The organism is Nonomuraea sp. NPDC059194, assembly GCF_042754765.1.
Lineage (GTDB): Bacteria > Actinomycetota > Actinomycetes > Streptosporangiales > Streptosporangiaceae > Nonomuraea.
Genome location: NZ_JBHZBH010000027.1, coordinates 58,991 through 73,746, shown reverse-complemented (window position 1 = coordinate 73,746; position 14,756 = coordinate 58,991). Strand labels below are relative to the sequence as shown.

The 14,756-nt window shown below is 69.2% G+C and carries 12 protein-coding genes; 2 read left to right on the top strand and 10 right to left on the bottom strand.

Features of this window, described 5'->3' with window-relative positions; translation table 11 throughout:
* Positions 1-469 precede the first annotated feature (469 nt).
* A complete protein-coding gene (locus ACFXJ8_RS29080) occupies positions 470-1,702 on the bottom strand; it encodes a PLP-dependent aminotransferase family protein (RefSeq protein ID WP_379647193.1) in 1,233 nt (410 codons plus the stop codon).
* A gap of 262 nt (positions 1,703-1,964) precedes the next feature.
* On the opposite strand from ACFXJ8_RS29080, the gene ACFXJ8_RS29075 reads away from it, so the two are divergent.
* Positions 1,965-2,582, top strand: coding sequence for a GNAT family N-acetyltransferase (locus ACFXJ8_RS29075; protein ID WP_379647151.1), 618 nt, complete (start codon positions 1,965-1,967; stop codon positions 2,580-2,582).
* Positions 2,583-3,116: 534 nt separating this feature from the next.
* Here the strand turns inward: ACFXJ8_RS29075 and trxA are convergent.
* The 8 genes from trxA to ACFXJ8_RS29035 all read right to left on the bottom strand — a co-directional run bounded on the left by trxA (position 3,117) and on the right by ACFXJ8_RS29035 (position 11,865).
* Positions 3,117-3,431: a thioredoxin gene (gene trxA / locus ACFXJ8_RS29070; RefSeq protein WP_312895737.1), complete on the bottom strand. Its 315-nt coding sequence runs from the start codon at positions 3,429-3,431 to the stop codon at positions 3,117-3,119.
* A 14-nt stretch (positions 3,432-3,445) separates the two neighbouring features.
* Positions 3,446-4,378, bottom strand: coding sequence for a thioredoxin-disulfide reductase (trxB, locus tag ACFXJ8_RS29065; RefSeq protein WP_379647150.1), 933 nt, complete (start codon positions 4,376-4,378; stop codon positions 3,446-3,448).
* 114 nt (positions 4,379-4,492) lie between these two features.
* Entirely contained in the window at positions 4,493-5,329 is an 837-nt protein-coding gene (locus ACFXJ8_RS29060) for an anti-sigma factor family protein (protein WP_379647149.1), read from the bottom strand.
* Positions 5,319-5,930, bottom strand: coding sequence for an RNA polymerase sigma factor SigM (sigM, locus tag ACFXJ8_RS29055; protein WP_354919254.1), 612 nt, complete (start codon positions 5,928-5,930; stop codon positions 5,319-5,321). Before sigM ends, ACFXJ8_RS29060 begins: the two co-directional genes overlap by 11 nt.
* A 5-nt stretch (positions 5,931-5,935) precedes the next feature.
* Entirely contained in the window at positions 5,936-7,420 is a 1,485-nt protein-coding gene (locus ACFXJ8_RS29050) for a protein kinase family protein (RefSeq protein ID WP_379647148.1), read from the bottom strand.
* Positions 7,421-7,572: 152 nt separating this feature from the next.
* Positions 7,573-9,180 (bottom strand): murein biosynthesis integral membrane protein MurJ, encoded by a 1,608-nt coding sequence (murJ, locus tag ACFXJ8_RS29045; protein ID WP_379647147.1) that lies wholly within the window; start codon positions 9,178-9,180, stop codon positions 7,573-7,575.
* On the bottom strand, positions 9,177-11,297 hold the full coding sequence (locus tag ACFXJ8_RS29040; protein ID WP_379647146.1) for a DUF6049 family protein: 2,121 nt from the start codon (positions 11,295-11,297) through the stop codon (positions 9,177-9,179). Before ACFXJ8_RS29040 ends, murJ begins: the two co-directional genes overlap by 4 nt.
* 46 nt (positions 11,298-11,343) lie before the next feature.
* Positions 11,344-11,865, bottom strand: coding sequence for a YbaK/EbsC family protein (locus tag ACFXJ8_RS29035; protein ID WP_379647145.1), 522 nt, complete (start codon positions 11,863-11,865; stop codon positions 11,344-11,346).
* A 110-nt stretch (positions 11,866-11,975) separates the two neighbouring features.
* Here ACFXJ8_RS29035 and ACFXJ8_RS29030 point away from each other — a divergent pair, with 110 nt between their 5' ends.
* Entirely contained in the window at positions 11,976-13,379 is a 1,404-nt protein-coding gene (locus ACFXJ8_RS29030; RefSeq protein ID WP_379647144.1) for a CCA tRNA nucleotidyltransferase, read from the top strand.
* On the opposite strand, the gene ACFXJ8_RS29025 is transcribed toward ACFXJ8_RS29030, so the two are convergent.
* Entirely contained in the window at positions 13,376-14,662 is a 1,287-nt protein-coding gene (locus ACFXJ8_RS29025) for an MFS transporter (protein ID WP_379647143.1), read from the bottom strand. The two genes, ACFXJ8_RS29030 and ACFXJ8_RS29025, sit on opposite strands and share 4 nt — an antisense overlap.
* Between the last annotated feature and the right edge of the window lie 94 nt (positions 14,663-14,756).

Here is a 14,756-nt window from a genome sequence, read left to right as displayed (position 1 = left end):
CGGGAGCCGGGAACGCGTTTCCGTGAGGGGTCGTGAGCGGGATCGGCGCATCGGGAGCCCTGAGGTCGCCCTCGGGAGAATGGCTCTCCTGGAAGAATGTGAAACGGCCGACACACCAATCGGAGTGCCGGCCGTTCGTCATCCAGGCGTGGCGCGAGCCGTCCCAAGTTCGGGAGTGGTGCATGCAGGCCGGTCCAAGCTAAGGCGTGGTGCAGGCTGATCCAAGCTCAGGCGCGGCCCAGGCTGATCCAAGCTCGGGCGCGGCCCAGACCGTATCCAAACCCGTGCCGTCCCAGGCTCAGGCGTGGCGTGGTGCATGTCGACCCGACCCATGCCGTCCCAAGCTCGGGTGTGGCGCAGGCCGTTCCAAGCTCAGGCGCGACCCAGGCCGTATCCAAACCGTGCCGTCCCAGGCTCAGGTGTGGCGCGAGCCGGTCCGACCGCGGGCCGTACCACATTGGAAGGGGCCTCAGGCCAGGTCGGGGCCTGGGGTGTCGACGCCGTGGAGGGTGGGGCCGGAGCCGGTGCCGAACGTGTCGCGCAGCTGGATCTCCTGCTCGATCACCCCGGCGAGCCGTCGCACGCCCTCCCTGATCCGGTTCGGCTTCGGGTAGCAGAACGACAGGCGCATGTGCCTGGCCCCGCTCCCGTCCGAGAAGAACCCGGTGCCGGGCACGAACGCCACCCGTTCGGCCACCGCGCGCGGCAGGATCGCCTTGGAGTCGAGCCCTTCGGGAAGGGTCGCCCAGACGAAGAACCCGCCTCCCGGGCGGGTCCAGGTGACGCCGGGCGGCATCAGCGATTCCAGCGACGTGAGCATGGCGTCGCGGCGCTCCCTGTAGAGCTCGCGGAACGCCTTGATCTGCTCGCGCCACGGCTGGGTCGCGAGGTACTGGCCGACGGCGAGTTGGGTGAACGCCGAGTGGGACAGGACGGCCGACTCCATCGCCAGCACGAGCTTGTCGCGGATGGCGTGGGGGGCCAGGGCCCAGCCGACGCGGAAGCCGGGGGCGAGCGTCTTGGAGAACGAGCCGAGGTACACGACGCCGTCGGGGTGGTCGGCGCGGAGGGTCCGCATGGGTTCGCCGTCGAACCCGAGCAGGCCGTACGGGTTGTCCTCGACGATCAGGATTCCGGCCCGCTGGCAGATGTCGAGCACCTGCTGGCGGCGGGCCACGTTGAGGGTGACGCCGCCCGGGTTGTGGAAGGTCGGGATCGTGTAAAGGAACTTGATGCGGCTTCCCGCGGCGCGCAACGCGTAGATGGTCTGCGCGAGCGATTCGGGGATGAGCCCCTGGTCATCCATAGCGATATGGACAACTTTCGCCTGATATGCGGCAAATGTCCCGAGGGCGCCGACGTACGAGGGACCCTCGGCGAGCACGACGTCGCCCGGATCGATGAAGATACGCGTGATCAGGTCGAGCGCCTGCTGCGAGCCGACGGTGGCCACGACGTCGTCGGGGCTGGCCTCGATGCCTTCGAGCCGCATGACCTCGCAGATCTGCTCGCGCAGGTGCGGGTCGCCCTGGGCCGAGCCGTACTGGAGAGCGACGGGCCCGCGGCGGGCGACCAGGTCGGAGACCAGCTCGCCCACGACGTCGAGGGGAAGGGCCGTGACGTACGGCATGCCGCCGGCGAGCGAGACCACCTCGGGCCTCGACGCGACGGCGAAGAGAGCTCGAATCTCGGAGGCGACCATCCCGGTAGCTCGTGCCGCGTACCGATCGACATAGGCGTCGATGCGCGACCCTTGGGTCACGGGCGTCCGACCGTGATCCGTCTCTTCTTCCGTCACGGTCCACCTCCTAGGTGTCAAATGGGGGCTGAGAGACCAGAGTACGTCAAAGGCATGACCCGCCCGCGACCGGGAGAGCCCTCTGGAGAATGCGCCTCTGAGCTACGATGCCAGCTGGGGACGCGGTATTCGCGGGCTTTTCCGCCGAGCAACGATTGGGGCAGAGTTGTCGCGTCGGCTGGCCAACATCACTCTGGACAACCTGGACGATCTGCCGCGCCGGTGCCGGCAGTGCGTCTTCTGGGAGCTCGATCCTGTCAGCGGCGAGCGGGCGGTGAAGACGGGCGACCCGGGGCTGGAGAAAGAGGCCTGGATCTCCGGCACGCTGCTCGAATGGGGCGGCTGCGGCAAGATCGTCTATGTCGACGGGGTGCCTGCCGGATTCGTCGTCTACAGCCCGCCGCTGTACAGCCCGCGGTCGGTGGCCTTCCCGACGTCGCCGGTCAGCGCGGACGCCGTGCTGTTGATGACCGCGCACATCATCCCCGAGTTCTCGGGCGGCGGGCTGGGGCGGATGCTCATCCAGGGGGTCGCCAAGGACCTGACGCGGCGCGGTGTGCGGGCGATCGAGGCGTTCGGCGACCTGAAGTGGGAGGAGCCGAGCTGCGTGGTGCCCGCCGAGTACCTGCTGTCGGTGGGGTTCAAGACGGTTCGGCCGCATCTGCGGTATCCGCGGCTGCGGCTGGAGCTGAAGACGGCCGTCTCGTGGCGTGAGGACGTCGAGGTGGCCCTCGAACGCCTCCTCGGCTCCATGACCCCCGAGCGTGCCCTCCGCCCCGTCTAGGCCCCTTCTCGTACGGCACAGCGAGGGTTGCCGTCCAGACCCGTCAAGAGCCTTCTCCTGTACGGCACAGCGAGGCCAAGCGCCACCCATGGCGCGGGGCCGGGGGCTATCCAGGGATACGCGTCACCGAGCGCGCGGGGCTGGGGTGCGTAACGGCGAAACGCCGGGCGACGGCTTCGGCACCTGGCCCTGACCGTCTGAGCGAGGTTCTCCCACAAAAGCCCGGCCCTGACCGTCTGAGCGGGGTTCTCCCACAATGGCGCGGCCCCGACCGTCCGAACGCGTTCTCCGGAAAGGCGCGCCCCCGACCGTCCGCGCGAGTTCTCCAGGAAAGCGCAACCGCGACCATCCGATGCGGGCTGAGGTTCTCCAGGAAGGGGCGGCCCCGACCGCAACCGTGGTTCCGGTCGTCGGATGCGGGCTGGTGTTCTTCCGGAACGGCGCGGCCCCGCCGTACCCGAAGGTCCGGGGGATCCCACAGGAAAGCGCAAGGCCCCAAGGGCGGAGCCCCCGGGGCCTGGTGAAGAGCGGCGGTTAGATGATGCCGTCGAGCTCGCGCAGCAGCATGGCCTTCGGCTTGGCGCCGATGATCTGCTTGACGACCTCTCCGCCCTTGTAGACGTTCATCGTTGGGATCTGGAGCACACCGTAGTCGCGCGGAACGTTCGGGTTCTCGTCGATGTTCAGCTTGACGATCTCCAGCTTGTCCCCGTACTCCTTCGAGATCTCCTCGAGGATCGGCGCGACCTGGCGGCACGGGCCGCACCACTCCGCCCAGAAGTCGACAAGGACAGGCTTGTCGTTCTTGAGGACGTCCGCCTCGAACGAGGCGTCGGTGACTGCCTTCACAGTGGGCTCCTTCGTTAGTTCTCGTTGCTTGCGAGCCAGCGCTCGGAGTCGAGCGACGCCGAGCACCCGGTGCCCGCCGCCGTGATGGCCTGCCGGTAGGTGTGGTCGACCACGTCTCCGGCGGCGAACACGCCGGCGATGTTGGTCGCGGTCGACGGCGAGGCGACCTGGATGTACCCCTCGTCGTCGAGGTCGATCTGACCCTTGACCAGGTCGGTGCGCGGGTCGTGGCCGATCGCGATGAACAGGCCGTCGGTGGCCAGCTCGCATTCCTCGCCCGTCTTGAGGTTGCGCAGCGTGACCGCGGTCACCTTGTCGTCGCCGAGCACGTCGGTGACCTCGGAGTCCCAGACGAAGCGGATCTTCTCGTTGGCGAAGGCGCGCTCCTGCATGATCTTGCTGGCGCGCAGCTCGTCGCGGCGGTGGACGACCGTCACCATGCGCGCGAAGCGGGTGAGGAAGGTGGCCTCCTCCATGGCGGTGTCGCCGCCGCCGACGACCACGATGTCCTTGTTGCGGAAGAAGAACCCGTCGCAGGTCGCGCACCAGGAGACGCCGTGTCCCGACAGCCGCTTCTCGTTCACCAGGCCGAGCTCGCGGTAGCCGGAGCCCATGGAGAGGATGACCGACTTGGCGTAGTAGGTGTCGGTGTGGGTCTTGACGACCTTGGGGTTGGCCTCCAGGTCGACCTCGACCACGTCGTCGGCCACCAGCTCGGCGCCGAAGCGCTCGGCCTGCTTGCGCAGGTTGTCCATCAGGTCGGGGCCCATGATGCCGTCGGGGAAGCCGGGGAAGTTCTCCACGTCGGTGGTGTTCATGAGGGCGCCGCCGGCGGTGACCGATCCCTCGAAGACCAGCGGCTTGAGTTCGGCGCGCGCGGAGTAGACGGCCGCGGTATACCCGGCGGGACCCGAACCGATGATGATGACATTCCGGACGTCGCTCAACGCTCCACGCCTTCCTAATCTGTTTGCCAGTGGCGTCAACAGATACTAGGCGTCTGTGATTCCCGCTCGTTCACATAGCAGAAGGGCCCGCCGTAGCGGGCCCTTCTCTTGGAGCTAGTTCCAGCTGCCCAATGTGGGCTTGACGATGTTCTTGCACTTGAACGGGTCGACCACGTCGACCCTGACGCGCTGGTCGACCTTGTCCTTCCAGGAGGCGATGATCAGCGCCTCCTGGCCGTTGAACTCGCTCTGGTCGACCATGAAGGGCTTGAGCTTGCTCCGGTTGGAGACCTTGCTGACGCAGGCGGTCACCTTGGAGTCAACGCCGCCGCCCTCAGCAGCGGGCGCGGGGGCGAAGAAGACCCGAAGCGGCTGCTTGAGGTCGTCGGCGCTCCAGTTGTAGTCCGTGTCCGTCACGACGTAGCCGAGGCTCGACTTGGACGGCTGCGGCTGGGCCATGACGTTCTTCTCCACCGGCGCCGCCGGAGATCCGCCGCCCGTCAGGAGGCTCGTCCCGACCGCTGCCGTGCCGACCACGACGGCCGCCGCCGCCGCGGCCACAGCGGGCATCGCCCATCTGCGCCGCCGCGTGGAGCGCCGCTGTCGCGCCGGGACGACGCTGCCGTCGTCGGCGACGACGCCCAGCCGTACGGGCTCGGGCTGCACCTCCCGGGTCAGCTCATCCCAGTCGGGACTTTCCACGAGGCCGACACGGCCTCCGGAAGCCTCACGAGCAAGGGCCTGGTCGATTCGCATCGCGACACCCATCGGCATGGCCGGGGTGGGAGTCGCCGCGAGCACCTCGCGAACCGCGGCCAGGTCGGCCAGGAGCTCCCCGCAGGGGTCGCATAGCGCGAGATGCGCGCGTACCTGTTCGGCCGTGGCAGCGTCCAAGAGACCCTCGGCCAGCTCTGCCAAGATCTCAAGATCGTAGTGCGTGTCACCCGTCACGAAGTTCTGCTCCCTTCGCGGATGAGACGCGAGTCAGGTCGGTTCGGTTCCGCAGATGCGAAAGAATAGGGGCAAGTTTCGCGCGACCGCGCGCGCAGCGGCTCTTGACCGTGCCGCTGGGCACGGACAGCACCTGAGCTGCGTCTTCGACGGAGTAGCCCATCATGTCGACGAGGACGAGCGCGGCTCGCTGGTCGGCGGGCAGGAGTTTGAGGGCAGCCGAAACCTCCATGGAGACTTCGCGTTCGCCGGTCTGGTCGGGCATCGGGGTGTCGCGTTCGGCCGCCTCGATCAGCTCGTCGTCGGCGACGGGCCGGACCGACTTTCGGCGCATCCGGTCGAGGCAGGCGTTGACCACGATGCGGTGCAGCCAGGTGGTGACGGCCGCCTCGCCGCGGAAGCTGTGGGCTTTGCGGTAGGCGGAGACGAACGCGTCCTGTACGGCGTCAGCCGCCTCGTCAGGGTCGCCGAGCGTGCGCAGCGCGACCGCCCACATGCGATCTCTGTGCCTTTTGACTATTTCGCTGAACGCATGCTGATCCCCGTCGAGGTGCCGGGTGAGCAGCTCGGCGTCAGAGGGTGGCTCGGGTGGGGAATTCACAAGGTTTATGCCGTTCCGGGGGAATACACCACTACGTCATAGATGGTGCCATGAAACTTCCCGCCGTCCGCGGGAAGTCTCGTAAACCAGATCAAAACGTACTGACCGGTTGCGGGTTTGTCCGGCGTCAGCGTCACCTTGCCGGAGGCGTCCTTCTGCTTGCCGACTGTCTTGAGCGCGCTCAGGTCGGCGGAGTCGCCGACCTTCAGCTCGATGTCGGCTCCAGGGGTGTCGGGAAGCGTCGCGATCACGTCGGCGATCTTCGTCGGCTTGCCCATGTCGAGCAGCAGCCCCACGCCCGGCTTGAGGTTGCCCAGCGTCGCGCTGACGTAGTTGGTGGTCTTCCAGAAGGTGTCGGGCTTGCCGTCGATGGCGTCCTTGGCCAGTTCGGGGTGCTCGGCGCGGTCGTCGCCGAGCGGGTCGAAGCCCGTGGCCGCCGACGGCTTGACGATCTGCGGCTCCGCGGTCGCCGACGGCGGCGCCGAGCTCTCCGCGACCGGCTGCTGGCCGGGGTTGCCGAGCTTGCGGCCGAGCGTCCACGCGCCGACGCCGACCGCCGCGATCACCAGGAGCACCACGAACGTCATCAGCGCCCTGTTGAGGGTGCTCGGCGGCTTCGGCTGCGGCGGGATGTAGAGGTGCTGCCGGGTGTCGAGCCCCTCGGAGCGGGAGGCCACGGCGGGGGCGGGCGGGGGCGGGGGAGCCGGGGTGTAGGGGATGGGCAGCGGCCTGGCGACGTCGCCGAGCGCCTCGGCCACCTCGGCGGGGGTGGCCAGCGCGCTCTGGCCCCTGCGCGACTCGGGCAGCACGGCCCGGCAGGTGATGGTGTCGAGGTAGCCGGGCACGCCCGCGGTCACCTGGCGCGGGGTGCAGAAGTGGCCGTCGTCCATGGGAGCGGCGGGCAGGCCGCCCTCCTCCTCGTCGCCCGGCCAGTGTCCGGTCAGGCCGGCGTAGAGCAGGCGGCCGAGCCCCTCGGCGTCGTCGAGCGCGGGATCGTCGGTGGTGAGCCCGGCGAGCGCGGCGTCGACGGCGACACCGAGGACCTTGACCGTGTTGCCGGTGGTCCAGATCAGGTTGCCGGGGCGCAGGCACAGGTGGTGGAGGTCGTGCTCGTGGGCGTGGGCCAGCGCCTCGGCCGCCTCGGCGACCAGCGCCGCGGCGCGTTCGGGCTCCAGCGGGCCGCCGGCCAGCAGGTCGGCGAGGGAGTCGCCGGTGACCCACTCGCTCACCACGTAGGCGAGGTCGTCGTCTTCGGCCGCGTCGAAGACCTGGGTCAGCCGGGGGTCGGTGAGCCTGCTCGCGGCGCGCGCGGCCGTCACCACTTCGGTGACACGGGGAAAGTCGGAGTCGAAGGTGTGCACCGCGACAGGGCGAGCGAGGATCTCGTCGATGGCCTTCCAGAGAGTGGCGCCCTCCGACTCGCTGACACGGTCTTCAAGGCGGAAACGCTCCGCGAGGCGGGTGCCTGGCTCTACCGCTGAGGCGCTCATGACTCGATCACCTGCGTGGCGTCACACCACGCGGGCACGCAATGCCGGGTGGATCCGCCCACGCCCCTCCTGCTTCCACTTTGCCGCCTGTTGCCACGTGTTGCACGTGTCGGGGCACCATGGTAGTGCCGCGCCCGTTCCTCCCGCGCTCCTTAACGGCCTACCCGCCCCGCCACCATTCCAACGATCGAGTTGACCTCGGGGATACGCATCTTGTGCGCGACCACCAGATACAGGGCGCCGCCAAGACCGCCGCCGACGGCCAGAATGATCAGCGAAGTGATCACCCCGAGGGCGCCGAAGGCCTGCTGGACCCCCCAGACGGCTGCGAGCGCGAGCACCGCCGTCGGCAGCGCGGCGACGTACATCCTGGTCAGCGCCGAACCGACGGCCCAGCCGCCCAGCCCCTGCACGCGCCGGCTGGCCATCATCCAGGCCGCCGTCGCGCCGACCGTGTACGCCACAGCGTAGGCGAAGGCCAGCCCCATGACGACGTACGCCGGGGGGAGCACGAAGGCGGCCACGAGCATGAGCACCGCGTTGACCGCCGTGGTGCCCGCACCCACGAACACCGGCGTGCGGGTGTCGCCGAAGCTGTAGAACACCCGCAGCAGCAGTTGGAAGACCGCGAACGGCACCAGCGCCAGGCCGAAGACCTGCAGCACGTTGCCGATGTAGATGGCGTTCTCCGGTGAGGAGGCGCCGTGGCCGAAGATCAGCACGGTGATCGCGGGGCCGAGCACCATGAGCAGGAGCGAGATCGGCACCATGACGGAGGCGACCAGCCGTACCCCCGAGCCGAACTCGGCGCGCACCTCGTCGAGCCTGCCTTCGCCCGCCGACCTGCTCATCCTCGGCAGCATGGCGGTGATGACCGAGACGCCGATGATGCCGTAGGGCAGCTGGAAGAGCTGGAAGGCGAAGTTGTACGGCGCGAGCCCGTGGTCCCTGACCGCCGCCCCCGCCGCGGTGGCCAGGTTCGTGGTGAGGACGAGGCCGAGCTGGGTGACCACGACGTAGCCGATCGTCCAGATGCCGGCTCTGCCCATCTCGCCGAGCCTGGCGTTGCGCAGGTCGAAGCGCGGGCGGAAGGTGAACCCGGCCCGCCTGAGCGCGACGATCAGCACGACGGCCTGGGCCACGATGCCCGCCGTGGTGCCGAGGCCGAGCAGCGCCAGGTCGGTTTCGGTGACCTTCGAGATGTCGCCCTTGCCGGTGCTGACCCCGATGTAGGCCAGCAGGACGCCGATGACGACCACGTTGTTCAGGACGGGCGCCCACATCGGGGCGGCGAACCTGTCCCTGGTGTTGAGGATGGCGCCCGCGATGGCGCCGACGCCGAAGAAGGCGAGCTGCGGCAGGATGAACCTGGCCAGCGAGACCGCGACCGCGAACTCCTGGGAGCCCGGCCGCCAGTCGGTGTAGAGGTCGATGAGCTGCGGGGCGATCAGCACGGCGATCACCGCCACGACCACGAGCGCGACCGTCGACAGCGTGAGCAGCCGCTGCTCGTAGGCCCGGCCGCCGTCGGGGTCCTGCTGCTGGGCTCGCACGATCATCGGCACGACCACGCTGCTCAGCACGCCGAGGATGAGCAGGTCGAGGATGCTGTAGGGGATGGTGTAGGCGGCCTGGTAGGCGTCGCCCATCAGGCCGAGGCCGATCGCGGCGGCCAGGATGATCGTACGGACGAAGCCCGTGACCCTGGACACCATCGTGCCCGCGGCCATGATCGCGCTGGCTCGCAGAATGCGGCTCATACGTGCTCGTTCTCCCTAGGCTTGGCCGTCTTCGCCATCCGCCGCTGCGACCTGCGCCGCAGCAGGCGCATCACCACGGCCGCCAGCATCACCGACAGCGCCGCCCCGACGATCACCAGCGCGATGCCCGTGTAGCCGGTGGCCTGGATCGTCAGCTTGGTGGGCTTCTGGTACTTCCTGCCGTCCAGGGTGCGCAGCTGGATGGTCACCAGCGAGTCGCCGCTGGCCTTGACCCGCATCTGCACCGGGATCGTGCCGCTCTGCAGCGGCCCGATGTCGAGCCGCTGGGGCTTGCCGTCGCCGACGATCTCCAGCTTGTCGCGGGAGTCGGAGGTGACCTGCACGGTCAGCGAGACGGCCTCGTCGCGCTCGTTCTTCACGCTGACCGGGATCTGGCCCTCCTCACCGGCCAGCGGGCGCGGCCGCGACGCCGAACCGGTGATGTAGACGTCGGCCAGGCTCTCGCCGACCTTGGCGTCGACCTGCTTGACCGCCCTGGCGCCGGTGCCCGTCTTCTTTCGCCAGGCCGACGAGGTCAGCCGCAGCACCGCCGTGTCGAAGACGGAGCGCAGGTGCTCGGCGGTGACGGCCGAGGTGAGCTCAGCCTTGGCGGCGACCCGCTTCACCGACCCGAGGTACTTCTTGCTCAGCTCGGCCTTGCGGTCGTCGTCGGTGTAGACGAGCCCCGCGTGCGGCACCGACGCCTTGCTCGGCTTGATCGAGTCGAGCGGCACGCTGGTGAGCCACGGCAGGCCCGCGGCCGTCTTCAGCAGGTTGGTGACGTGCGTCGGGTTGGGGTTCCAGCGGCGGGCGGGCGCGACGACGAGCGACTTGGGTACGGTGACCCCCGGCTCACCGGCGATCATCGCCGTCTCGGCCACGAACCGCTGCTTCTGCAGGGTGGACGAGCCCGGCACACCCTTCTCGAGCTCCAGCGTACGGCTCAGCACCGGTTCGGCGACGAGCGCCTTGACCGGGCCGGAGACGCTGTCGATCGTCGTGGCGGCGTCGGGCGTGGCGGTCATGAACGTGGCGCCGGCCGGGTTCGTGGTCGAGGTCGCGCCGGGGGACAGGCTGCCGGCGTCGAGCAGGACGGTGGTGACCTTGCCGACCGTCAGCAGGTCGAGCGCGTCGTCGTCGATCTTGCCTTCGGCGGGCCAGGCCATCGTGATCGGCAGGTCGCGCTTGAGCAGTTCCTTGGCCTTGGCGGCGCCGATCGAGATCGCCTTGGCGGTTGCCTCGTCGAGCCCCTGGTGGGCCAGCGCGGTGACGTCGGGGTCCGCGTACGGCGTGGCCACCACCTGCTGATTGGCCAGGGCCGTACGGAGGAGGTCGAGCCACTGGCCCGCGCTGACGTCGGCGGGACGCTTGATCTTGCCGCCGGACTTGGGGTCGACCCAGTACTCGGCCCTGCTCATCGCCCGGACGTCGTCGAGCAGCGCCGGGTCGACGAACCACGTGACGTTCTTCGGCTGGGACCTGGCGATGCGCAGCAGGTCGGCGAGGCGGCCGTTGCCCAGCAGGGAGGTGCGCAGGTTGTCGTCGACGAAGGTGCCGTCGTCGCCGCGGCGCGGCTGGTCGATGATGGGCAGCGCGAACGCGATCTTGTTCTTGGTCAGCTTGGCGTCGGGCGGCGCGTAGGTCAGGAAGGTGCGGACGTTGGCGACGGGCACGCCGAGGTTCAGCACCTCGACGCCCAGCGGGTAGACGCCGAACCTGGACAGGTTCAGCGCCATGGGCGTGGTGGTCAGCTCGAAGGTGGCGGAGGCGCCGGCGGCCACCGGGGGCAGGGGTCTCTGGGAGTGGTTGGCGGCGTAGTCGGAGACGAAGCCGCCCGCCACGTACTCCTCCATGGCCGCCCTGCTGGTCAGCTGCTGCCTGGACGGGCGCAGCCGCATGAGCACGTTGCCGAGGGGCGTCGCGCCGGCGTTGGTCAGCTTGCCGGTGACCTTGATCTGGTCGGTGGGCTTGCGCGGCACATCCGGCGTGATCGACTCGATCGTCAGCCTGACCTGCTGCGCCGTGACGGTGACGGCAGCCGTGCTCGCCGGTGTCACGACCATGGCGGTGAGCAACGCGGCGATGAGGACGGAGAGCAGCGTGGCCTTACGGATCACGCGTCTGCCCGTGGAGGAGTTCGACGCACGCCGCCATGGTACGGGCTCAGTGCCCGAGCGCGACCGCCTCACGAGTTCCCCTGCGCCGGATCAGGCCAAGGTCCACGGTCTTCCCGCGGACGAGTCGTAGCAGGTCGAGGGCGTGCAGCCGGAGGGCCGTATGCCGCTCGCCCGTCGGTGTGAAGACGAGGCCGCCATCGGTGGGCATTCGCCTGTCGACAAGGACAAACAATTCGAGAGGGAGCAGAAGCGGACAGACCAACCCGGCCGCGTAGTCGGTGGCCGCGTTGACCGCGAAGGCGGGGGCGGGAACGACGGTCCCCGACCCGAGGAGCAGGCTGACCGCATGCGCGGTGGGAAGGTCGGCGACCGTGGAGACCACGGCGACCGCCTCGCGGTCCCGCCTGGCCTGGCGCTCGAACACCGTCACGGCCACGCACCGCTCGGGGGCGGCCGAGATCGTCGCAGGCAGTTCCTCCGCGCACGTCATGGGGCGCGGAAGGCGTACGATCTCATGATGGACCTGGTGTGCGAGGAGCCAGCGGTGGATCGCGAGGGCGTCCTTCATATATACGCTCCTTGCCTCGTTCCATGGGCCCCCGACGGTCTCTGACCGACGGTAACCCGGACCCGGTGTGGCTCGGGGGATATGTTCCGCAATAGAAGGACCTACCCAGCTTGTCCGACTCAATAGAGATCTCCCGCAAAATCGCTCCGGTCGCCAACGAACTCGGCGAACTCTTCGCCGCTCGCGGGCACGAGCTCGCCCTGGTGGGCGGGTCGGTCCGCGACATCCTGCTGGGCCGTAACGGCAACGACCTCGACCTGACGACCGACGCTCGCCCCGAACGGGTGCTGGAGATCGTCAGAGACTGGGCCGACTCGGTCTGGACGATCGGCATCGACTTCGGCACCGTCGGCGTGCGCAAGGGCGGCTGGCTGCTGGAGATCACCACCTACCGCAGCGAGTCCTACGACCCGAAGTCGCGCAAGCCCGAGGTCATGTACGGCGACACGCTCGAGGCCGACTTGGAGCGCCGCGACTTCGCCATCAACGCGATGGCGGTACGGCTGCCCGGCCACGAGTTCGTCGACCCCTACGGCGGCAGGCGCGACCTGGCGGCCAGGACACTGCGCACGCCCGGCACGCCCGAGCAGTCCTTCGACGACGACCCGCTGCGCATGCTGCGCGCCGCCCGCTTCGCCGCCCAGCTCGGCTTCGCTGTGGCGCCCGAGGCCGTGGCGGCGATGACCGCGATGAGCGAGCGCATCGAGATCGTCTCGGCCGAGCGCATCCGCGACGAGCTCGACAAGCTGGTCTGCGGCACCTACCCGCGCGAGGGCCTGCGCCTGCTCGTCGAGACGGGCCTGGCCGCCCACGTGCTGCCCGAGTTGCCCAAGCTCCGCCTGGAGATCGACGAGCACCACCGCCACAAGGACGTCTACGAGCACTCGCTGATCGTGCTGGAGCAAGCCATCGCCCAGGAGGAGGACGGCAAGGCCGACCGCATCCTGCGCTGGTCGGCGCTCATGCACGACATCGGCAAGCCCAAGACGCGCCGCCACGAGCCTGGCGGCAGGGTCTCCTTCCACCACCACGAGGTGGTCGGCGCCCAGCTGACCAAGAAGCGGATGGCGGAGCTGAAGTTCCCCAAGGACGTCGTCTCCGACGTCTCCCGCCTGGTCGAGCTGCACCTGCGCTTCCACGGGTACGGCACCGGCGAGTGGACCGACAGCGCGGTGCGCCGCTACGTGCGCGACGCCGGCCCCCTGCTCGACCGCCTCCACAAGCTGACCAGGGCCGACTGCACCACGCGCAACAGGCGCAAGGCGCAGATCCTCTCGCGCACCTACGACCAGCTCGAGGAGCGCATCGAGCGGCTCGCCGAGGAAGAGGAGCTGGCCAAGATCAGGCCCGAGCTCGACGGCAACGAGATCCAGCGCATCCTCGGCGTCGGCCCTGGCCCGATGGTCGGCAAGGCCTACAAGTTCCTGCTGGAGCTGCGCCTCGACAAGGGCGTCATCGGCAAGGAGGCCGCCACCGAGGCGCTGCTGGAGTGGGTCGGCGAGAGCGGAGCCTAGAGGGAGGAGGGGGCGCGCGTCGGCGTGACGGCCCGGTAGACCACCGCGCCGAGCACGTAGCCGATCGCGATGATCGCGACGGCGACGAACGACTTGCCGTTCGCCGGCAGGATCGCCGCCGACAGCGCCGCCGCCAGCACGTACATGCCGTTGAACAGCATGTCGTAGATCGAGAAGGCCCGGCCGAGGTAGGCGTCCTCGACGTCGCGCTGGACGCTGGTGTCGGCGCAGATCTTGACGCTCTGGCCGGTCACGCCCAGCACGAAGCCGCCGATCCACAGCCCCCACGGCTGGAACGGGATGATCAGGATCGCGCTCAGCACGCCCGCGGTGACCAGCATGATCGGCACCCAGCGCTCGATGGGGAAGCGCTCGGTCGCCCACGGGGTGATGATCACCGCGAGGAAGTAGCCGAAGCCCGAGGTCACCAGCACGATGCTGATGCCCTTCAGCGCGGCGTCGGCGTCGCCGTCGGTGAAGTAGTAGCGGTAGAGGATGATGCCCATCGCCGTCGCCATGCCGTACATGAAGCGGTGGGTGGCCATCGCGCCCATCGCGGCGGCGGCGGCGCGGTGGTGGATCAGGTGCCTGGCGCCGTCGACCAGACCGCTGACCACGTTGCGCAGGGCCTCGCGGGCCTGCGGGCGGTCGGGGTCGTAGGAGGGGCCGAGCAGGTCGCGGTACATGGTGCGGGCGATCAGCGCGCTCAGCCCGAACACCACGCCCGAGGTGACGAGCAGCAGCGCGGTGCCGCCGGGGCCCGCGCCGAACCCCCAGCGCAGCACGATGCCGAAGCCCGCGCCGATGAAGGTGACCACCGTGCCGGAGGTCGGCGTGACCGCGTTGGCCATCATCAGCTGGTCCCTCGGCACCACGTGCGGCAGCGAGGCGCCCAGTGCGGCCAGGAAGAACCTGTTGACGCCGAGCACGCCGAGCGCCGCCGCGTAGAAGTACTCGTCGGGCAGGCCGGCCGCGACGAACCCCGCCGCGACCAGCAGCAGCCCGGCGCGCACGATCGGCGCGACGACCAGGATCTGCCGTCGCGACCAGCGGTCGATGAAGACGCCCACGAACGGGCCGAGCACGCTGTACGGCAGCAGCAGCACCGCCAGGCCGACGGCCACCTGGAAGGCGGTGGTCTGCTTCTCCGGGCTGAAGAACGCGAAACCCGCGACGCCGAACTGGAAGATCCCGTCGGAGAACTGCGAGACCAGCCGGGTGCAGAACAACCGTCTGAAGTCGCGACCCTTCAGGACCGTACGGAGATCGGCGGCATAAGACACGACGCCAGCCTAGCCGTCACCCCACGTGCCTGAGATGGGTGCGATGACATGCGCAAAAGTGTTCCAGGGGACCGTCATGATCACGTACGCTACA